Genomic DNA, 21218 nt, shown 5'->3' with positions numbered 1-21218 from the left:
GTCGGTCCCGCGGCGGGAGTCGAGGGTCGTCGCAGCCACTGTAGGACCGCGCCGTCGGCGAGTCGAGAGGGGCCGGGCGTCCGGCGGGGATGCGCTGCCGCCTCCCGCGCGGACGCGGGCGCCGCCGCCCTCGCGGCATCTTCCGCTCCTCCTGGACGTGTGCTCCGTCGGCGCCGCGGCCTCACCGGAGGCATCCGAAGCGCCGACGAACCGGCGGTGCGGATCCGGGCGGGGCGGCGAGCGCCGCGCACAGCACGACGCCGGCCCCTCGGAAGGGAGCCGGCGTCGTGCCCTCGCGGTTCCTGCTACTCGAGCAGCTTGCCCGCGGTGGCGACCTCGCCGCTGATCAGCGCCTGGATCTCCTCCGGCACCGCGGGGATCTCCTCGCGGGTGATCCCCGTGGAGGGCGACCAGACGAGGTTCACCTGGAGGGCCGGGTCGATGTCCGGGTAGTCGCTGCGGTTGTGGCAGCCGCGGCTCTCCCGGCGCTCGAGGGCGGCCTCGAGGGTGGCCCGCGCGGCCATCGCGGCCGACTTGAGGTCGAAGGCGTGGGCGAGGTCCTGGAAGCCGGCGATGTCCGGGTGCACGCCGATGTCGGCGATGCGCGCCTCGATCGCGTCCAGCTCGGCGAGCCCGGCGAGCAGGCCCTCCTCGTCGCGGACGACTCCGGCGTGCTCGGTCATCGTGTTGCGGATCGCGCGCTGCAGGGCGCGGACGTTCTCGGTGCCGTCGGCCGCGAGCAGGCCGGCGATCTCGTCGCGGGCGACCTGGACGGACGCGGCCGAGCGCGTCTGGGCGGTCAGTGAGGCGGAGTACTCCGCCGCCGCCTGCCCGACGATGCGGCCGAACACCAGCAGCTCGATCAGCGAGTTGCCGCCGAGGCGGTTGGCGCCGTGCAGTCCACTGGAGGCCTCTCCGATCGCGTAGAGCCCGGGGACGTCGGTCCTGTGGTCGTCCGAGCGCACCCAGACCCCGCCCATCGAGTAGTGCGCCGTGGGCGCGATCTCGATCGGGTCCTTCGTGATGTCGAGCATCTGCAGCTCGAGCATCGTCTGGTACACCCGCGGCAGCCGGGTCATGATCGTCTCGCGCGGCAGGTGCGAGACGTCGAGCCAGACCCCGCCGTTCGGCGTGCCGCGACCCTCCTTGATCTCGGTGTAGCAGGCGAGGGCGACGCGGTCGCGGGTCGAGAGCTCGAGGCGCTCGGCGTCGTACTTGCCCATGAAGCGCTCGCCGAGGCCGTTGCGGAGGATGCCGCCCTCGCCGCGGGCCGCTTCGGAGATCAGCGTGCCCGCCGCGTTCTCGGGCTCGATGATGCCCGACGGGTGGAACTGGACCAGCTCCGGGTCGCGCAGCCGCCCGCCGGCCTCGACGGCCAGGCGGAACGAGTCGCCCGTGTTCTCGTCGCGGCGGGAGGAGGTGCGGCGCCAGATGCGGTTGTGGCCGCCCGCGGCGAGGATCACCGCATCCGCATGGATCAGGTAGCGGGTGCCGTCGACGAGGTCGAAGCCGTAGGCGCCGAACACTGCTCCGTCCTCGTTGACGAGGATGCGGGTGACGTACACGGTGTCCAGGATCGGGATCTCGAGCTGGGCGGCCCGGTTGACGAGCGTGCGCTGGATCTCGAGGCCGGTGTAGTCGCCCGCGAAGGCGGTCCGGCGGTAGGTGTGCGCGCCGAAGAAGCGCTGCGAGATGCGGCCGTCGTCCTCGCGGGCGAACGGCATGCCGTAGCGCTCGAGGTCCTGGATGCCGCGGGCGGCGTTGGAGGTGACGATCTCGACCGTGTGCGGGTTGGCGAGCTGGTAGGACTCGGTGATGGTGTCGGCCGCGTGCTGCTGCCAGCTGTCGTCGGGGTCCATCGTGGCGAGGGCGGCGTTGATGCCGCCGGCGGCGAGGGAGGTGTGCGCGTCCGACTTCGAGCGCTTGCCGAGCGCGAGGACGTCCACGCCCGCCTCGGCGAGCTCGATCGCGGCGCGCAGGCCCGATCCGCCGGTGCCGATGACGAGGACGGAGGTGGAGATCCGACGCTCCGGTGCGGTGGTCTCTGAAGTGGTCATGCCTCCACGCTAGGCACGGCGCTTCGATTACTCCAATGCATAATGCTGGGCACAGCCATGCGCATAGGGTATGCATGTGGATCTCGAGCAGCTCACCGGATTCGTCGAGGTCGCCCGCCTCGGCAGCTTCACCCGCGCCGCCGAGGAGCTGCATCTCGCGCAGCCCTCGCTGAGCCGCCGGATCGCCGCGCTGGAGCAGGACCTCGGCTCCGAGCTCTTCCACCGGGCGCGTTCCGGCAGCACCCTCACACCGGCCGGGGAGCTGCTGCTGCCGCTCGCCCGGCGCATGCTCGCCGACGCCGGATCGGTGCGCCGCGAGCTGGCCGAGCTGGCCGGACTCGAGCGCGGCCGGGTGCGGTTCGGCGCGACGCCGACGCTCTGCATCAGCCTCGTCGCGGAGGTGCTGCACGCGTTCCACTCCGCGCATCCCGCCGTGGAGCTGCACCTCGCCGAGGACGGGTCGCGGAGCCTCTTCGACCGGCTGGCCCGGGGCGAGCTCGACCTGGCGCTGGTGACGACCTCGACCGCGGCCGCTCCCGGCGCCTTCACGGTGACGCCGCTGCTCGTCGAGGAGCTCGTCGTGGTCTCCTCCGCCGCGGAGCCTCCCCTCGCCGCGACCGGCGCGCTCGACCTGGCGGCGGTCGCCCGCCTCCCGCAGATCGTCTTCAACTCCAGCTACGACCTGCGCCGCACGACCGACGCCGCGTTCGCCGCCGCGGGCCTGGAGCCGGACGTGGTGCTGGAGGGCGCCGAGATGGACGCGGTGCTGCGCTTCGCCGAGCGGGGCCTCGGGGTCGCGGTCGTCCCGGCGATGGTGCTGCAGGGGCGCCCGGGGCTGCGCTCGATCCGCCTCGAGGAGCCGACGCTCGAGAAGCCCACCCTGACCCGGACGATCAGCCTCGCGCGCCCGGCGGACCTCGCGCCGACCGCCGCGGCGCGGGTCATGCAGCGCACCATCGCGGCGACCGCCCGCGCCTTCGCCGCCCAGGCCGGCGGCACGATGCGCCTGGCCGACACCCGCTGACCCAGCGGGGTCTCATCACCCCGCTGCGCGGCCGGCACATGCTGATCGAGCAGCCCCGGAGGGCGCATCGAGATCCCCCCGCACGCGCAGGAGCGCCCCCGGCCCCGCAGGGCCGGGGGCGCTCCCCGGTGGTTCAGCCGTGCGCTACGAGCACGGGCGCGCCGCGTACGGAGCGCTCACCTCCGTCTCGACGGGGGCGCCGTTCATCGTGGCCGTGGCCTCGACGGTCACCGCACCGGCGGGCAGGTTCGCCTGACGGGTGGTGAAGGCGTGCGACACGGTCTTGCCGGGCGCCACCGAGGTGAACGACTTCGTGCCGGACGTCGACGTGAAGGTCACGCCGACGGGGACGTCGGAGCCGTTGCTCGCCTGGACGGTGACGATCGCCTTGCCCGCGATGCAGCGGGTCGCAGCGCTCGCCGTGATGTCGAGCGCCGGAGCAGCCTCGCCCTCGGTGAAGGCGAAGGTGTCGAGCTCGAACAGGTCGCCGGAGGGTCCGGAGTAGCTGAAGTACACGTCGTGCACTCCCGTCGCTCCGGTCAGCGCTGCGCTGACGTCGGTCCACTCGCCGGTCGTCCCGTTCACCGCGACGGTGCCCGCGACGGGCCCGGTCTCGGAGTCGAGGCGGACGGTGACGGTGCCGCCGGCCTGCAGCGCCTTGGCCTTCGCGGTGAACGTCGCGGCTCCGGTGTCCCCGAAGTCGACGGCCGACAGCGCGGTCCAGTCGCCGTTGTCGAGGTCCTTCAGCACGAGGTTCTGGGTCGCGCCCGCGGCGGGGGTGCCGAGCGGCGCCGTCGCGATGCCCTTGCTCCAGCCGATGGTCTCGGCCGGGAAGGTGCGGTACGGATCGAAGTCCTTCACCTGGTCGACGCCCTTGTAGTCGCCGACCACCTGCTGCACCGTGCCGTCGGCGTTGAACTGCAGCTCCTGGATGTGCGGGCTGCGGTACCCCTGGGTGGTGTCGCCGTTGATCCGCTTGTTGAGCGTCGGCGCGTGGTAGGTGAAGTAGTACTTGCCGCCCAGCTCGAAGACCGACTGGTGGTTGTTGCCGCCGGTGCCGGCTCCGAAGAAGCGGCTCTGGTTCGGGAACATCACGCCGGCGTAGTTCTCCTTGGGCCAGGACATCGGGTCGTCCGAGATCATGTAGCCGATCTCGCCGCCGCCCGGGTAGCCGGGCTCGCGGGTCTGGTTGCCGCCGAAGTCGTTGCCGCCGAAGTGGGACGAGTACGAGAGGTAGTACTTGTCCTGGCGCTTGAACACCTGGGCCGCCTCGAACGCGACGGGCGCGTCCACGACGGCGGAAGTGCCCTGGGTCGAGATCATGTCGTCGCCGAGCTCGATCACGCGGATGTTCTTCGGGTTGTTGAAACGCTCGGCCGCGGGGAGCGCGGTCGAGGCGGGTCCGCCTCCGAAGAACAGGTAGCCCTGGCCGTCGTCGTCGACGAGCGGTGCCGGGTCGAACTTCCACGCGACCGCCTCGGCGCCCGGGGTGGACGCGTTGATGAGCGTGGAGGTCCGCTGGCTGGTCCACGGGCCCACCGGCGAGTCGCCGGTGATCACGTTGCTGGAGCCGCCGCCGTTGGCGTAGTAGAGGAAGTACTTGTCGACGCCGTTCACGGTCTTCTTCGCCATGCCGGGAGCCCACGAGTTGCCGGTGTAGGGCGCGACTCCGGTGGAGCCGGCGACCTGGATCTCGCCGTGGTCGGTCCAGTTGACGAGGTCGTCCGAGGAGATCACGGTGATCTGGTTGATCTTGCCGTAGTCGATGCCCGCCGAGACGCCCGTGGCGGGGTTCGGAGCGTAGCCCTGGGTGTCGTTCGTCATGTACATGTACACGCGGCCGTTCTCGACGAAGCCGAAGCCGTCGGCGCCGAACTTCCAGCCCATGAGCGGGTTGTGGTCGCCCGGGATCTTGCCCACGACCTCGATGGTGCGCGAGGCGGGCGCGGGCGGCGCCGCTCCGACCAGCGAGACGTCGTCGAGCTTGTAGTCCATGAGGTGCGTCTCGGGCGCGGCCGAGGGAGTCGCGGTCCACGGCGTCTCGAAGAAGAGGCGCGCGGTCGCGACGCTCTGCCCGGCGGGGATGGTGAACGATCCGTTGATCGTCGCCCACTGCCCCTTCGTGGCGGTGACGCTCGCGAGGTTCGTGTAGGTGCCTCCGCCGTAGTGCATGGTGGCGAAGAACTGCTTGGTCGCGGGGCTCGCGGCGTTCTCGTACTTGATCTGCGCCTTGACCTGGTAGGTCTGGCCGGCGACGACCTTGCCGCTGAGGTCCTGCATGGCGCCCGCGCCGGTGGTCGTGCGGCCGGTGACGAGCGCTGCGGCGGTGCCGGTGCGCGCATCCGTGGTCGTCGCGATGGTGCCGGCGTCGGCGGCGTTGCCGTTGTTGACGAACCAGCTGCTGATGCCGCTCTCGAAGCCGCCGTTGACGATGAGCTCCGCCTCAGCGGCGGACGAGGTCTGGGCGGCGAAGGGGGCCACCAGGAGCGCGGTCAGCGCGGCCGTGGCCAGCAGCCTCAGCCGCAACCGCCCCTTCGGAGCGGCTTCTCGTTGTGGTGATCTCACGGATCCTCCTTGATCGTGTCGTGCAGGAGATCGTCGGCGACGGGTGCCGCTGACGCGTTCGGGGGCGGGGGCGGCCGCGCGGGCCGCCCCCGGAGTGCTCAGCCGCAGGACGCGGCCGGGTGGGGCGCTCTCACCGTGGTCGTCACCGGCTCGCCGTCGAGGGTGGCGGTCGCGGTCACGACCACCTCGGCGGCGGGGACCGAGGCCGCCCGCGTGGTGAAGGCGTGGCTCGTCGTGGCGCCGGGTGCGAGCGCGGCGACCGTCTTCGTGCCGGAGGCGCTCTCCATCCGGAGGGCGACGGGCACGTCGTCGGCGTTGGTCGCCCGCACGGTCACGACGACCTTCCCCGCGATGCAGCGGGTCGCGGCGGCGGCGGTCACATCGAGCGACGCCTCCTTCAGCGTCCCGAGGCGGGCCAGCTGGTAGCTGAGCGCGCGCTCCGGGGCGTCGATCTGGTTCTGCGTTCCCGCGGTGCCGACCGCCTGCGCCTTCGCGAGGACCGACTGGAGGTCGGACCAGGCGTCGGCCGGGTAGTCGTCGGAGCGGAGCGTCGCCGCGTGAGCGACGGCCGCGTCGAGCTGCGAGCGGTCGAGCGCCTTCCCCTCCGAGGAGAGGGTGTCGCTCAGGAGGAACTCGTCGACGTCGACGTGGCCGCCGGCGGTCTTCGTCGCGTAGCTGAACAGCCCGAGGCGGTGGCCCATGAAGTGCGTGAGCTGACCGTCGAGGGTCTGCGGGCCGACGCGGCTGCCGAGCTTCATCCAGCTCGTCCCGTCGAGGCTGTACGAGAAGGTCGTCCAGAGCTGTCCGGCCGGGGCCGAGAGCTCGAGGTCGGCCTTCAGGCGCACCTGCGAGGCGTCGCCGAGGGCGGCGGTGGTGCCGGGGAGGAAGGACTCCACGGCCGCCTGGTCGAACGTGGTCGCGAACGGCTGGCTGCGGTTCACGACGCCGACGGTGGTGACGCCGTCCACGCGCTTGACCGCGACGTAGGAGAAGCCGCGGTTGTAGGCCGCGAGGCCGGCGACGTCGCCGTCCTTCATCCCGGAGACGTCGAACGCCGCCTCCGCCGACTGCTTCGGAGCCACGATGCGCTGGGAGAGCGTGTTGCGCGCCTCCTCCAGGTACGTCATCTCGGGCGAGCCCGAGAGACGCGTGTGCGCGGCCGTTCCGCTGAGCACCTTCCCGTTGGTGAGGCGGAGCCAGCCCTCGCGCTCGGTCAGCGACCAGTAGCGGTTGTCGGGGGCGTGGTTCCACTGCCAGGGGAGGGCGAGGGTCGAGCCGTTCGGCTCGATCTCGGCGGCCGTCGGGCGCTCGAGTGTGGGAGCGGCGCCGACGAGCGAGACGTCGTCGAGCAGGTACTCGGTGCTCGAGGACGCCGGCTGCGGATTGCCCCACGGCGTCTCGACGGCGAACTTCACGCTGCCGACGTTCGCGGTCTCGGGCACTGTGTAGGTCCCCGTGATCGTCGTCCACTGCCCCTGCGTGACGGCGGCGGAGGCCATCGTCACGGGTCCCGCGCCGAAGTCGGCGCAGAGGTTGAAGCGGACCGACGCGGGGCCGGTCGTGTACTTCACCTTCGCGGACACGGTGTAGGTCACGCCGCGCTGCAGCTTGTTCGCGAGCACTTGGCTCGGGCCTGAGCCGTTGAGCGTGCGGGTGCCCACGCGGAGCGCGGCGGTGCCGGACGCCGGGTCGGTCGTGTCGGCCGACAGCGTCGCGCCGAACTGGCCTGCCCACGGCGCCGTCCCCGACTCCGCTCCCGGGTTCTGGAGCAGCTGCACGCCGAGCAGCGACGCGTCGTAGGAGGGCGCGGGCGGGATCGTCCACGACTCGTCCTGGTAGGCCTTCGCCGGGGCGTCGTTGTCGAAGTCGTCCGAGACGACGATGCTCTTCTGCCGCTCGAACAGCTCCTCCTCGGGGCTGAGGCGGATCGGCTTCGGGAAGCTCCCGCCCACCGGCACCGAGCCGTTCGTCCCGAACGTCGGCCAGCCGTCCTTCCACGTCGCCGGGATGAGCCCGGGGATGCGGCCGGTCGGGAAGCTGTCGCGGAAGAACATGCCGTGCCAGGCGGTCGAGCCGTCCTCCTTCGCGATCGGCACGAGGCTCCCCTGGGCGAACCCGCTGGAGTTCAGCACGCCTTTTCCCTCGTAGGGGTTGCTGCCGTCGGCGGTCGCGTAGCGGCCCAGCAGCTCGGACGAGCGGAACAGCGCCACCTGGCGGCCCTGGCCCGAGGGCCACGTGATGATGACGATGTAGTACTGCCCGTCGATGTACTGCACCTGCGCGCCCTCGAACAGGCCGCCGAGGTAGCCGGCTCCCGGGTAGTCCGAGGTGCGGAGGATGTTCGGGTACTCGGCGACGACGGTCGTCAGGTCCTCGCTCAGCTTCACGGCGCTGGTGGATCCGGAGCCGTAGAAGATGTACGGCGTGCCGCCGTCCGCGTCGTCGAAGAAGAGCGACGGGTCGTGGAAGGCGCGGCCGAGGGCCGTGCGGGTCCAGGCTCCGTCCTCGATGTCGTCGGTCGAGTAGAGGTAGGAGCCGCCGAGGTTGTTGGTGTTGAAGACCGCGTAGTAGCGGCCGTCGTGGTACCGGAGCGACGAGGCCCACTGGCCGTTGCCGTAGGAGTTCTGCCCGTTCCGGAGCGAGAAGCGGTCGCCGATCTCGAGCCGGTCGAAGACGTAGTTGACGATCTCCCAGTTGACGAGGTCGTAGGACTTCATGATCGGGGCGCCCGGGCTGAGGTGCATCGTGGTGCTGATCATGTAGTAGATGTCGCGGCCCTCGTCGTTCTCGGACGCGGGCACGCGCTCGACGCTGACGTCGGGCACGTCGGCGTTCAGCAGCGGCACGGAGTAGGTGCCGTCGCCGCGGTCCGTCGACGTGTAGGAGGCCTTCGGCGACCAGGCGCCGGCCGCGGTCGCCGGAGCCGCGCCGGAGGCGAGCAGGCCCGCCGCGAGGAGGGCGCCGATCGCCGTGGAGGCGACTGCGCGCATCGGGGTCATTCGAACAGCGACAGCGTCAGGACGGAGGAGTAGTCGCCGGGGGCGACGTCGGCCTCGGTCTTCAGGGTGAGGCCCGCGGACACGGTCCAGGACCCGTCCGTCGCGGTCTCCTGCGAGTCGAGCGACAGCGCGAGCAGCTCCTGGTCGAACAGGCCCACGGCGTCGGCACCCTCGTCGAGGATCGTGTCGACCGGGTCGCCCTCGGACACGAGGCCCGACTCGCCGCCGTCCACGAGGACCGGCGTCCAGCCGAGGTGGTCGGAGGAGATGTCCTCCTGGTCCGCGTCGCCGGTGAAGGCGCTCGCCGAGCCGAGGACGTACCAGCCGGCTCCGGCCGGGATCTCGTCGACGGTCCGGGTGTCCGTCACGGTCACGTCGGGCAGCTGCCCCGTGAAGGCGCGCACGGTCGGGGTGGAGCCCTCCTCGGCGAGCGTGGCGGAGGTGCCGTCGATCGACATCGAGAGGGCGCCGGGCTGCTCCAGCTCCTCGATGCTGACGTTCACGTCGACGTCGTCGGAGCCGTACTCGGTGTCGGCGGCCGCAGCCGCGGCGGCGACGCCGGACAGGAGCAGGCAGCCGGCGAGAGCGGCGCCCGAGCGGACGAGCCAGAGGGGTCGGGGGGTGCGTCGCGTGGACATGGTGTTCCTCACTCGATCGGCATCGTCGCCGATCAGGTCGAGCGCCGGACGGCGCGGAGTGGTGGCGCGGCCCGAGGCCGCGAGAGGACGGAGCGCGGCGCAGCCCGAGGGGCGTTCGGCCGCGCCTGGAGCGCAGGACGCGCGGAGAGCGGCGGACGGCTCGTGCGCGGCGGCTTCCACAGCGTGGCCACGCGAGCTCCAGCTCTCGACCCCCTCAGCACTGAGGGGAGAAAGGCTGCCCGACACTCGTCTCTCTCGACTGCTGAGCTTTCCCTCAGCTAGTCTTGCGGGCAATGTTACCGGGAACATTCCCGATTGCAAGGACGTGTTCTCAACCGTCCGGAGCAGCGCAGCGAGGCGATCACCGCGTTCCGCCGCGGCCGGGCGGGGACGGCGGGAGGGGACGAGGATGTCCGCAGGGGCGGCGACGGCGGAGGCCGAGCAGGAGGTCGTGACGACGGAGTGCGCGGAGCGCTCGGGCGTCATCGGCGTGCTCCTGGGCGACTTCGAGCCGTTCGGCACGGAGGTGCTGCAGGGAGTGGCGACGGCGCTCCGGGGGACCCGGTTCGACCTCCTCGCCGGCAGCGGGGCGAGCCGCCGGGGCCGAGCGGGCTGGGAGCAGGAGTCCCTGCGGCGCCTCACCGAGGCGCACGTAGCGGGAGCGATCCTGGTGACTCCCTCCGGCGTGATCCCCTCGTCGGACCTGCCGCTCGTCGTCGTGGACCCGCTGACCGCGCAGACCGAGCTGCACTCGGTGGCGACCGACGACTTCGGCGGAGCGCAGCTGGCGACGAGCCACCTGATCGGGCTCGGCCACCGCCGCATCGGCTTCGTCGCGGGCCGCCCCGACCTGGAGTCGTCGCACCGGCGCGGCGCGGGCTACCAGCGGGCACTCGCGGACGCCGGCCTCCCCTACGACCCCGCGCTCGTGCGGGTCGGCTACTACCGGCACGACCCCTCCCTCGCCGCCGCCCACGAGCTGCTGCTGCTGCCCGACCGCCCGACGGCGGTCCTCGCCGCGAACGACGCCTCCGCCATCGCCGTGATCGAGGCGGCCCGGGCGCTGGGCCTCTCGGTGCCGGGGCAGCTGTCGGTCGTGGGCTACGACGACGTGCCCGACGCCTCCCGGGTGGTCCCCGCGCTCACGACGGTGAGGCAGCCGCTGCACCGCGTGGGGCGCGCGGCCGCCCGGGCGCTCCTGACGCTGATCGACGGCGGGAGCGTGGCCGAGCAGCACGTGCGGCTGCGCAACAAGCTCGTGCTCCGCGGGTCGACGGCGCCTCCCGCCGAGGGCCCGCCGTCCGGCTGACTCCTCCCCCTCCCCCAGCCGGCGGGAATACGCTCGGCGCATGAACCAGCAGCACACTCCGCTCACGGTCACGGTCACGGGAGCGGGAGGCGCCATCGGCTACGCGCTCCTTTTCCGCATCGCCTCGGGTCAGCTCCTCGGGCCGGACGTCCCCGTCCGCCTGAACCTGCTCGAGATCCCCTCCGGCCTCCGCGCGGCCGCGGGCACGGCGCTCGAGCTGCAGGACGGCGCCTTCCCCCTCCTCCGCGGGATCGAGGCGACGGACGACCCGGCCGCCGCGTTCGACGGCGCGAGCGTCGCCCTCCTCGTGGGCGCCCGGCCGCGCAGCGCGGGCATGGAGCGCGCCGACCTGCTCGCCGCGAACGCGGGCATCTTCGGGCCTCAGGGCGCCGCGCTGAACGCGCACGCCGCCTCCGACATCCGCGTGCTGGTCGTCGGCAACCCGGCCAACACCAACGCCTGGATCGCGCGGCGCAGCGCCCCGGACATCCCCGCCGGCCGCTTCACCGCGATGACGCGCCTCGACCACAACCGGGCGGTCGCGCAGCTCGCCGCGAAGCTCGACGCCCCCGTCGACGCGATCGAGGGCGTCGCGATCTGGGGCAACCACTCCGCCTCGCAGTACCCCGACGCGACGCACGCCACCGTCGGCGGACGGCCGGTGCCCGAGCTGGTCGACGCCGAGTGGCTGCACACGGAGTTCGAGCCGCGGGTCGCCAAGCGCGGCGCCGAGATCATCGAGGTCCGCGGAGCCTCCTCGGCCGCGTCCGCCGCCTCCGCCGCGATCGACCACGTGCGCGACTGGGTCGACGGCACGTCGTGGACCTCGGCCGCTGTCGAGTCGGACGGCTCCTACGGGGTGGAGGAGGGGCTGATCTCCTCGTTCCCGGTCCGCTCCGTCGACGGCGAGTGGCGGATCGTCGAGGGGCTCGAGATCGACGCGCACTCCCGCGCGCGGATCGACGAGTCCGTGCTCGAGCTGCGCGCCGAGCGCGACCAGGCGCTGGCGTTCCTCGCGTCCTGACGCGCCCCTCCCCGTCCTGTCGCCACGGGATGCCACTCCGGTACGCCTCGCGCGACGTGTCGCGTACCGGAGCGGCATCTCGAGGAGGGGCTCAGCGGCGCTTCTCCGGAGTGGGGAGGGTGCCGGAGGCGCGGGCGGCCTCGTACCAGGCGTGCGCCTCCTCCTGGCGCTCCGCCTCGGCGCCGGTCGCGATCGCCGCGCGCACGTGCTCGGGCCCGTAGCCGAACGACGCGACCAGGTCGGCGGCGTGCGGGCGGATGCGGGCGAGCAGCCGGTCGATGTAGGACGTCACCGCGACCGCTCGCTGCGACGACAGGCGCCCGTGGATGAGGTACCAGTCGAGGTGCTTCTCGATCAGGCCCAGGCCGAACAGGTCGCGGAGCCAGGTGAGGACGGTGCGCGTGCCCGCGTCCTCGACGCCGGCGAGCGCCTCCGTGAACGCCTCCCACTGCAGCAGCTCGGCGTGGGCGCGCGCCGCCTCGATGAGCTCGCTCTGGTGCGCGTTGAACAGGCCGGCCGCCTCGTCGGAGGGCAGCTTCGACGCCGGGCGCAGCCGTGAGGCGATCCCCGCGACCATGCTCTCGACGCGGCCGGTGAGCAGCTCGCGCTGGTCCTCCCGCAGCTGGCCGACCGAGCGGGCCGTCGATCCGCGATCGGCGACGACCTGGGCCAGACGGCGCAGACCCGAGTTGTCGACGGTCGCCCCCGCGACCTGCGAGGCGGCGTACCGCGCGAGCTCCGCGGGCTGGGCGCCCTTGAAGCGGCGTCCGACGTCGGTCAGCAGGCGCTTGGCGACCAGCTGGAGGAGCACGGTGTTGTCGCCCTCGAAGGTCGCGTACACGTCGAGGTCGGCGCGCAGCTGCGTGAGCCGGTTCTCCGCGAGGAAGCCCGCGCCTCCGCAGGCCTCGCGCGCCTCCTGCAGCGTGTCGAGAGCGTGCCAGGTCGAGAGCGCCTTCAGCCCCGCGGCGAGGGTCTCGAGGTCCTGCCGCGACTGCTCGGTGTCGTTCGCGCCGGAGAAGACCTCGTCGAACGCCGTCAGCAGCTTCTCGTGCGCGAAGGCGGCGGCGTAGGTGGTGGCCAGGCGCGGCAGGAGGCGGCGCTGGTGCCGCTGGTAGTCGAGCAGCACCTCCTCCCGCTCGCCGCCGCCGGTGAACTGGCGGCGCTGGTCGCCGTAGGTGACGGCGACCGTCAGCGCGATCTTCGCCGCGGCGACCGAGGCTCCGTCGAGCGAGACGCGGCCCTGCACCAGGGTGCCGAGCATGGTGAAGAAGCGGCGGCCCGGGCTCGCGATCGGCGAGGAGTAGGTGCCGTCGGCGGCGACGTCGCCGTAGCGGTTCAGCAGGTTCTCGCGCGGGACGCGGACCCCGTCGAAGTGGAGGCGGCCGTTGTCGATCCCGTTCAGACCGCCCTTGAGGCCGTCGTCCTCCCCGCCGACGCCGGGCAGGAACGCGCCCTGCTCGTCGCGGATCGGGACGAAGAAGGCGTGGACGCCGTGGTTCACCCCTTGGGTGACCAGCTGCGCGAAGACGACCGCCGCGCGCCCGTCCACCGCCGCGTTGCCGAGGTAGTCCTTCCAGGCCGCGCGGAACGGCGTCCGCAGCACGAACACGCCGTCCTCGTAGGTGGCGGTCGTGGCGATCGACGCGACGTCGGAGCCGTGCCCGGTCTCGGTCATCGCGAAGGCGCCCGGGATCTCGAGGCTCATGATCCCCGGCAGCCACTTCTCGTGGTGCGGGCGCGTGCCCAGGTGCAGGACCGCGGCGCCGAAGAGCCCCCACTGCACGCCGGACTTGATCTGCAGCGAGGGGTCGGCGGTGACCAGCTCCTCGAAGCCGGCGATGTTGCCGCCGTGGTCGGCCTCGCCGCCGAGGTCGACCGGGAAGGCGCGGTGCACGCCGCCCTCGGCCGCGAGCACGCGCATCTGCTCCGAGACGCGGAGGCGGTGCTCCTTCATCGGGAGGCCGTCGGTGCGGTGCAGCTCGGGGCGGGCGGTCAGGGCGCGGCTGGCGAGGCGCTGCTCGCGCCAGGCGCCGAGCAGGGTCTCGCCGAGGGCGGCGACGTCGACAGCGGGGGCGCCGTCCTCGTCCAGGCGCGCGTCGACCTCGGAGCCGAGGGAGTCCACCGGCGGCGTGGGCGCGATCGAGCCCGAGCGGGAGCGCCGGGCCCGCGTGCGTCCGGTGGCTGCCCGGTCGGCGGCGTCGGCGGCGGAGCGGGGGTGGGGAGCGGTGCTGACCATGGTGTTCGTGTCCCTTCGACCGTCTGCGGTTCGGGCCGCTCCCGGTGCGTCGTGCGCCGACGGGCGCGGCAGCGGAGGCGGTCCTCGCACGGTAGGTCGCGCGGCGGCGCGGCGGAAACGTTCCGTCGCCCGGGCACAAACGGCGCCGGGCGGAGGCGGAAGCGCGTTGTCGGAACCGACCAGGCGGAGGCGGGGCGCCTCGTCTGTGCGCTGGACGGGCTGTCCCTGCCGACGGGAGCGGAGGAGGGGGCGGCTCGTCCGTGTGCTGAACGGGCTGTCCCTGCGGGCTGCTTCTGCGGAGGAGGGACGCCGCACCGGAGGCCGCCTCGCTAGTCTCTCGGCATGAGCGAGCCGCCGCTGCCTCCCCCTCCGCCCGCCCGACACCCGGCGGCCGGGCCGCCCGCGGACGTCGCGGCAGCGCCTCCCCGGACTCCGGGTGCGCCGCCCGTGGACGTCGCGGCCGCGCCTCCCGCGCCTCCGGCCGCGCCGGGATCCGGGGTGCCGCATCGGCGCCCGGTCCGCGTCTGGGACCTGGTGCTGACGATCGTGCTGATCCTCGTGGCCTCCGCGGTGACGCTGCTGCTGTCGTTCTTCGGGCTGTTCTTCGCGATGGCCAGCGACTCGTGCGGCGGATCGAACGCCTGCGACATCGGCCTGATCGAGGGCGGGGTGGTCCTCGCCGCAGGAGGAGTGTGGGTGCCGTTCCTCGCGGCGCTGGTCGTCTCGATCGTGCTGCTGGTGCGGCGGCGCATCGCGTTCTGGGTGCCGGTGGCGGGCCTCGCGGTGTCGTTCTGCTGCACGCTGCTCGGCGGGTGGATGGCGTCGACGGGCGCGAACGGCTGAGGGCGCTCGTCGGTGCGTCGGGCCGAGGACGCTCGCGTCGGTGACGAGGTGGGGACGATCGTCGACGCGGACGCCGGGACACGATCGCCCGCGCCGACGCCCGCCTCCGTCGCGGGCGGTGAATCGCGCGCCTCAGCGACGGATCAGTAGCTGTCCCAGCCGGGCTCCCAGTCGGGCTCGTCCGGCGGCACCCAGTCGTCCTCCGGCGGCTGCGCGGCGGACACCGGCGGACCGGACGACTCGCGGCCGAACGAGGGCTTCGCCCCTTGCGAGCGGGACGACCCGCCACGGGCGGCCGGCGCGCGGCGGGGAGCGGGAGCCTCCTCACCCGGTTCCGGGACGGCGATCTCGGGGCTCTCCCCCGCGACGACGGCCAGCACTGCCTCCCCGTAGGTGAGCAGCTTCTTCTGGCCGACGCCGCCGATGATGCTGAGCGCGTCCATCGTCGCCGGCTCGGCGGTCGCGATCTCGCGGAGGGTCGCGTCGTTGAAGACGATGTAGGCCGGGACCGCCTGCGCGCGGGCCTGCGCGGCGCGCCACTCCCGGAGCCGCTCGAACAGCGGCTGAGCCTCGCCCGACAGCTCGGCGACGGTGGACCGCCCGGAGCGGGTGGATCCGCTGGAGCGGGCCGGCTTCTCCGGCTCCTGCCGCAGCTCGACCTTCCGCTCGCCGCTGAGGACGGAGCCGGACGCGGGCGTGAGCACGAGCGTGCCGAAGCCGTCGTCGTTGACGCCGAGCAGGCCCTGCGCGAGGAGCTGGCGGGCGACTCCGCGCCACTGGGTGTCGCTGAGCTCGGCGCCGATGCCCCAGGTGGCCAGGCCGTCGTGCTGGTGCTGGGTGGTGCGCGGCGTGGTCTTGCCGCGGAGGACGTCGATGATATGTCCGGCGCCGAACTGCTGATTGCGCTCGCGCTTGAGGCGGACGACCGTCGACAGGAACTTCTGCGCCGCGACCGTGCCGTCCCAGGAGGCGGGAGGCTCGAGGCAGGTGTCGCAGTTGCCGCAGGCGGTGCTCTCCTGGCCGAAGTAGGCGAGCAGGTTCACCCGGCGGCACTGGACCGTCTCGGAGAGCGCGAGCATCGCGTCCAGGTGCGCGGACATCCGCCGACGGTGCGCCAGGTCTCCCGGCGACTCGTCGATCATCCGGCGCTGCTGCACCACGTCCTGCAGGCCGTAGGCGAGCCAGGCGGTGGACGGCAGTCCGTCGCGGCCGGCGCGACCCGTCTCCTGGTAGTAGCCCTCGACCGACTTGGGCAGGTCGATGTGCGCGACGAACCGCACGTCCGGCTTGTCGATCCCCATGCCGAAGGCGATGGTCGCGCAGACGATGACGCCCTCCTCGCGGAGGAACCGCGACTGGGCGGCGGCGCGCACCCGCGAGTCGAGGCCCGCGTGGTACGCGACGGCGTCGAAGCCCGCCGAGCGCAGCGCCTCGGCCGTCGCCTCGACGCTCTTGCGGGAGAGGGCGTAGACGATGCCCGCGTCGTGCGCGTGCTCGCGCCGCAGGAAGTCGATCAGCTGCTTGCGCGGCTCGACCTTGTTGACGATCCGGTACTGGATGTTCGGGCGGTCGAAGCTCGAGACGAAGTGGCGGGCGGCGCCGAGGTGCAGGCGCGAGGTGATCTCGCGGTGCGTCGCCTCGGTGGCGGTCGCGGTGAGGGCGATGCGCGGGACGTCGGGCCAGCGCTCGGCGAGCTCGCCCAGTGCGAGGTAGTCGGGGCGGAAGTCGTGGCCCCACTGGCTGACGCAGTGGGCCTCGTCGATCGCGAAGAGGGCGATCCGGCCGCGGGCGAGGAACTGCTTCATGCCCTCGTTGCCCAGGCGCTCCGGGGCGACGTAGAGCAGGTCGAGCTCGCCGTCGAGGTAGGCGCGCTCGACGCGGCTGCGCTCGCCCGCGTCCTGGGTGGAGTTGAGGAACTCGGCGCGGACGCCGTTCGCGCGGAGGGCGTCGACCTGGTCCTGCATCAGCGCGATGAGCGGGGACACGACCACGCCGGTGCCGGGGCGCACGATGGCGGGGATCTGGTAGCAGAGCGACTTGCCGCCGCCGGTGGGCATCAGGACGACGGCGTCGCCGCCTCCGATGACCTGCTCGACGATGGCCTGCTGCTCGCCGCGGAAGGAGCCGTAGCCGAAGACCTTCTCGAGGATCGCATGCGCCTCGGAGGATCCGGAGCCCGCAGCGCCGCTCGCCGCGTCGCTCCGGACGCCGCCGCGGGACTCCGCCGAGGGGTCGGCAAGCGGCGGGGCGGGGAGGGCTGTCGCGGTGGGCTCTGTCACCCGGGGAACTCTACCCGCCGCCTCCGACGCCGCCCCGGGGGTCCGGGGAACTGTGGAGAAGGGCCGCAGGGAGGGAGCTGGGGAGGCGGCTGCGGGGAGGTCGGGGGTCTTCTGCGGCGCCCGGATCAGAGGTCGGTGAGGGTGCGGGTGTCGCCGTCCCAGAAGCGGACGCCCGCGAGGCCGACGGTGAACGGCTCGCCGAGGAGGGGGACGGCGTCGCCGAGCTGCTCGGCGCGGAGGCGGCGAGAGACGCTGATGTGCGGCGTCCAGGCGTCCGGGAGCGAGGCGTCGACGCCGCCCGGCACGAGGCGCGTGGCCCGATCGTGCAGAGCGTCGAGGGCGGGCGAGCGGACCACTCCCCAGGCGAGGACGAAGCGCCCGGCGTGCGGGAAGAGGAGGACGGCACCGAGGTCGGCCGTCGCCGGCAGCGGACCGAGCGCGCCCGGCTCCGGGGCGGTCAGCTCGGGCCCGGCGACCAGGGTGAGGTGCGGGCGGTTGCTGGCGGACGTGTGCAGTGCGAGGCTCGGGATGCCGGCCGCCTCGAGCGCCTCCCACTGGCTGCGGACGCGAGCCTCCGACTCCGGATCGAGGAGGACTTCGAGGCTGCGCATGTCCACATTCTGCCGCGGCTCCTGTGTGCGGGCCTTCGCAGGCGCGCGGCCACTCGCGGGCGCGCGCGGTCCTCGTCGGCTCCCGCGAGTGCGCAGGAGTCGTCGCACTCGAGCTCGAGTGCGACGACTTCCGCGCACTCGCGGGGGCGGGGAGCGGGGCGGAGACGGGCAGCGGGCGGGAACCGCCCACCCGCGCCCCGCCACCCGCGTCAGCCGATCGTCACGAGGGCGGCGAACAGCTCCGGCGCTCGGCGGTCGACGATCCGACCGCCGACGCGGATGCCCACCAGCGCGACGACGGTGCCCAGCACGAGGGCGGCCGCCAGTCCGATCAGGCCGAAGGCCGGGTCGCCGCCGATGAGCGAGATCGCGCCGAGGACGATCGACGGGAGCGCCAGCAGACCGGTCGCGGCCATGCTCCCCAGCATCACGACGCTCGAGATCATCCCGGAGCCCGGCGGCGTCTTCAGCGGGCTGTCCCCCGGCCCGGGCACGGGGTAGACGACGAGCGACGAGGCGACGCTCGACACTCCGAACCCGCTGAGAACGAGGGCCAGCGCCATGCCCAGCACGGCCGGGATCGCGTCGGCGCGTCCCGCGTACAGCGCGGTGCCCACCGCCACGGCGACCACCGCAGGGACGCCGATGATCGCGGCGGCGACGACGCGACCGGCGCGGTCGGCCGACCCCGTCACTCCGGAGCTGACGTGCGCCGCCCAGGCGGTGCCGTCGTACGACACGTCGGCGCAGAGGGTCACGCCGAAGATCAGGCCGACGAGCACGGCCGAGAGCAGCACGAAGGTGTCGCCCCCGCTGCCGATCGCGGAGTAGAAGACCGCGAGGACGACGACGGCGGGGATGACGAGGAGCCCGCGGCTGTAGCGCGGGTCGCGCCACCAGTAGCCGAGGGCACGCGCGGCGACGGCGCCGGTCGGGGTGCCGGGGAAGCGCCCGAACAGGCCGAGGCCCGCGGATCCGGAGGCGGAGTGCGCGCCGGACGCGGCGGGCTCCGCGAGCGCGTGCCGCAGCGCCCGGGCCCACGCCCAGACGAGGACGGCCAGCGTCGCGAGCCCGATCAGCAGGCGCGCGATCGCCGCGACCCAGTCGCCCGCGACGACGGATCCGGGGACGGCCCAGATCGCGCCGAGCGGCGACCAGCCGAGGGCGCCCGCGATCACGGGCAGGACGTCCAGGCCGTCGCGGATCACGTTGGTCAGGCCGAAGAAGAGCGGTCCGAGCAGGATGACGACGACGAGCACGACGCCGCCGATCACCTCGCGGTAGCGGCGGCTCGAGCCCAGGCCCGTGGTGAGCGCGCCGATCAGGCGGGACGCGACCACGCAGGTCGCGACGCCGATCACCGCGGCGACGAGGCCGGGCAGGATGCCGATCGGACGGCTCCACCAGGCGGCGGCGGAGGCGAGCGCCCCGAGCGTGGTCACCACGCCGGGGATGCCCGCGAGGCCCGCGGCGGCGAGCCCGAGGAGGAGGGTCCGCAGCGGGATCGGGAAGGTCGCGAGGGTGGGCAGGTCGAGGCTCTGGTCGGAGCCGGACAGGAAGATCGGCCCGAGCACCCAGCCGAGGATCAGAGCGGAGCCGCCGAGGACGATCGCGACGTTCGCGAACGCCGGGTCCGTGCCTCCGAGCGCGACCAGGCCGGCCGCGACCAGGCCGAGCACCGCGATCGCGTAGAGACCGCCGAGGATCACGCCGATCAGCTGCCACACGTTCCGCGTCAGCGAGTTGCGGAGCAGGAGCAGCCGCAGCCTCAGGAGATGCGCAACCATGCCGGTCCCTCCTGGTGGGTGCGGCCGCCGACCAGCTCGACGAAGCGCTCCTCGAGGCTGGAGCCGGCGCGGACCTCCTCGAGGGTGCCGGAGGCGAGCACGCGGCCGTCGGCGATGACGGCGACGCGGTCGCACATCCGCTCGACGAGGTCCATGGAGTGGGACGAGACGATGACCGTGCCGCCCGACGCGACGAAGCCGGTCAGGATGTCGCGGATGTTCGCCGCCGAGACCGGGTCGACCGACTCGAACGGCTCGTCGAGCACCAGGAGGCGCGGGGCGCGCACGAGCGCGCAGGCGAGCGCGATCTTCTTGGTCATGCCCGCGGAGTAGTCCACAACGAGCGTGCGGTCGGCCGGATCGAGGCCGAGCAGGGCGAGGAGGTCGTCGGTCCGCTCGACGACGACGGAGCGCTCGAGCCCGCAGAGCAGGCCGTAGTAGGTGACGAGCTGGAGACCGGTGAGGCGGTCGAACAGCTTGACGCCGTCGGCGAGGACGCCGATCAGCCGCTTCGCCTCGAGGGTGTCCTTCCAGACGTCGACCTCGTGGATCGTGACGACGCCGCTGTCGGGGCGGAGCAGGGCCGTGGCCATCGAGAGGGTCGTCGTCTTGCCCGCGCCGTTCGGGCCGACGAGCCCGAAGAAGGACCCGGCGGGGACGTCGAGGTCGATGTCCTTCACGGCCTCCTTGTCGCCGAAGCGCTTGCGGAGGCCGCGGATCCGCAGAGCGACCTCGCCGTGGCGGCCGGAGGCCTCGGGGGCGGCCCACGCGGGGGTCGCGGAGTCGGTGAGCGCGGAGTCGGTGTGCTCGGCAGCGGTGCCGTCGGCGGCGGTGCGCGCGGCGGGGCTCTCGGTGTCCGTGCCGTCCTGGGGAATGCCGGGGGGCGTCGTCCCGTCCATGTGTGTCCCTTCCGGGCCGCGGTGGGCGGCCGCTCCTCCACCCTAGGCAGGCGCTGCGGCCGGGGCATCCGTCCCGCGATGGAGTCGCGCTGAACGCGCCGGCGCGGCCCCGGTGGTCCGACGGGGCGGGGCGGGAGCACGGCCGCCTACGCTGGCCCCATGCCCACGCTCCTCCTCGTCCGGCACGGACGCACCACCGCGAACACCGCGGGGATCCTCGCCGGACGCACCGCCGGAGTGCGGCTCGACGACGTCGGACGCACGCAGGCGGCGCGCACCGGGGAGCGGCTGGCGGCGGTCGAGCTCGCGACCGTGGTGTCGAGCCCGCTCGAGCGGTGCCGGCAGACCACGCGCTTCGTCCTCGAGCGGCAGACGGGATCGCCGGCGACCGTGATCGACAAGGGCATCACCGAGTGCGACTACGGCGACTGGTCGGGGCGCTCGCTGCGGGATCTCGCGACGGAGCCGCTCTGGGCGACGGTGCAGAACCAGCCCTCCGCGGTGGTGTTCCCCGGCGGCGAGGGGATGCTCGCGATGCAGGCCCGGGCCGTATCGGCGATCCGGCGGCACGACGCGGCGGTGGCGGAGGAGCACGGGGCCGGCGCGGTGTGGGCGGCGGTCAGCCACGGAGACACGATCAAGGCGATCCTCGCGGACGCGCTCGGCATGCACCTCGACCTGTTCCAGAGGCTCAGCGTCGGACCGGCGTCGGTGTCGATCATCCGCTACGGCGCGGGGCGGCCCGAGGTCGTCGCGATGAACACGGACGCCGGGGACCTGGGCTGGCTGCGGAAGGCGGCCCCCGTGGCGGACGCCGCTGTGGGGGGCGGGGCGGGGCACGAGTAGGCGCGGTTCGGGAGGGCCGCTTCAGGGCTCGACCGAGCGGCAGGGATGCGGGTGCTCGGCGGCGGTGGATCTCGATGCGCCCGCTCCGCGGGGGGCTCGGT

At 73.4% G+C, this 21218-nt stretch carries 14 protein-coding genes; 5 read left to right on the top strand and 9 right to left on the bottom strand.

What is annotated here, in order from left to right; all coding sequences use genetic code 11:
• Positions 1-305: 305 nt before the first annotated feature.
• Complete coding sequence (locus tag C5C57_RS02755) at positions 306-2057, bottom strand: L-aspartate oxidase (protein WP_104297260.1); 1752 nt, start codon at positions 2055-2057, stop codon at positions 306-308.
• 70 nt (positions 2058-2127) lie between these two features.
• Here C5C57_RS02755 and C5C57_RS02750 point away from each other — a divergent pair, with 70 nt between their 5' ends.
• Entirely contained in the window at positions 2128-3081 is a 954-nt protein-coding gene (locus C5C57_RS02750; RefSeq protein ID WP_104226031.1) for a LysR family transcriptional regulator, read from the top strand.
• Positions 3082-3225: 144 nt separating this feature from the next.
• Here C5C57_RS02750 and C5C57_RS02745 read toward each other — a convergent pair whose 3' ends face one another.
• The 3 genes from C5C57_RS02745 to C5C57_RS02735 all read right to left on the bottom strand — a co-directional run bounded on the left by C5C57_RS02745 (position 3226) and on the right by C5C57_RS02735 (position 9283).
• Positions 3226-5646, bottom strand: coding sequence for a family 43 glycosylhydrolase (locus C5C57_RS02745; protein ID WP_219812141.1), 2421 nt, complete (start codon positions 5644-5646; stop codon positions 3226-3228).
• Between the two features lie 98 nt (positions 5647-5744).
• The gene (locus tag C5C57_RS02740) at positions 5745-8636 is read right to left on the bottom strand and encodes a family 43 glycosylhydrolase (RefSeq protein WP_258072034.1); all 2892 of its coding nucleotides are present in this window, start codon (positions 8634-8636) and stop codon (positions 5745-5747) included.
• A 5-nt stretch (positions 8637-8641) separates the two neighbouring features.
• Entirely contained in the window at positions 8642-9283 is a 642-nt protein-coding gene (locus C5C57_RS02735) for a hypothetical protein (protein WP_104233676.1), read from the bottom strand.
• A gap of 409 nt (positions 9284-9692) precedes the next feature.
• Between C5C57_RS02735 and C5C57_RS02730 the strand changes: the two genes are divergently transcribed.
• Positions 9693-10592 carry a LacI family DNA-binding transcriptional regulator gene (locus tag C5C57_RS02730; RefSeq protein ID WP_104226034.1) on the top strand — a complete coding sequence of 300 codons (900 nt, stop codon included), beginning with the start codon at positions 9693-9695 and terminating at the stop codon, positions 10590-10592.
• Positions 10593-10632: 40 nt separating this feature from the next.
• Positions 10633-11616, top strand: a complete 984-nt coding sequence (locus tag C5C57_RS02725) for a malate dehydrogenase (RefSeq protein WP_104297258.1) — start codon at positions 10633-10635, stop codon at positions 11614-11616.
• Positions 11617-11707: 91 nt separating this feature from the next.
• On the opposite strand, the gene C5C57_RS02720 is transcribed toward C5C57_RS02725, so the two are convergent.
• Entirely contained in the window at positions 11708-13852 is a 2145-nt protein-coding gene (locus tag C5C57_RS02720) for an acyl-CoA dehydrogenase (protein ID WP_104297257.1), read from the bottom strand.
• A gap of 342 nt (positions 13853-14194) precedes the next feature.
• Here C5C57_RS02720 and C5C57_RS02715 point away from each other — a divergent pair, with 342 nt between their 5' ends.
• The gene (locus C5C57_RS02715) at positions 14195-14695 is read left to right on the top strand and encodes a DUF6264 family protein (protein ID WP_219812655.1); all 501 of its coding nucleotides are present in this window, start codon (positions 14195-14197) and stop codon (positions 14693-14695) included.
• A gap of 143 nt (positions 14696-14838) precedes the next feature.
• Here the strand turns inward: C5C57_RS02715 and recQ are convergent, their stop codons facing one another.
• From recQ to C5C57_RS02695, 4 genes are all read right to left on the bottom strand, one after another.
• Positions 14839-16974, bottom strand: a complete 2136-nt coding sequence (gene recQ, locus C5C57_RS02710) for a DNA helicase RecQ (RefSeq protein ID WP_104297256.1) — start codon at positions 16972-16974, stop codon at positions 14839-14841.
• A 125-nt stretch (positions 16975-17099) separates the two neighbouring features.
• Positions 17100-17585: a 2'-5' RNA ligase family protein gene (locus tag C5C57_RS02705; RefSeq protein ID WP_104297255.1), complete on the bottom strand. Its 486-nt coding sequence runs from the start codon at positions 17583-17585 to the stop codon at positions 17100-17102.
• Positions 17586-17794: 209 nt separating this feature from the next.
• Entirely contained in the window at positions 17795-19372 is a 1578-nt protein-coding gene (locus C5C57_RS02700) for a transporter (protein WP_104297254.1), read from the bottom strand.
• The gene (locus C5C57_RS02695) at positions 19354-20271 is read right to left on the bottom strand and encodes an ABC transporter ATP-binding protein (RefSeq protein WP_104297253.1); all 918 of its coding nucleotides are present in this window, start codon (positions 20269-20271) and stop codon (positions 19354-19356) included. Before C5C57_RS02695 ends, C5C57_RS02700 begins: the two co-directional genes overlap by 19 nt.
• 159 nt (positions 20272-20430) lie before the next feature.
• On the opposite strand from C5C57_RS02695, the gene C5C57_RS02690 reads away from it, so the two are divergent.
• Positions 20431-21117: a histidine phosphatase family protein gene (locus C5C57_RS02690; protein ID WP_104226042.1), complete on the top strand. Its 687-nt coding sequence runs from the start codon at positions 20431-20433 to the stop codon at positions 21115-21117.
• The last annotated feature ends 101 nt before the right edge of the window (positions 21118-21218 follow it).

Origin of the sequence: Rathayibacter sp. AY1C5 (assembly GCF_002931705.1) — a bacterium.
In the GTDB taxonomy this organism is placed as follows: Bacteria; Actinomycetota; Actinomycetes; order Actinomycetales; family Microbacteriaceae; genus Rathayibacter.
This window is presented reverse-complemented; position numbering and strand designations above follow the sequence as displayed.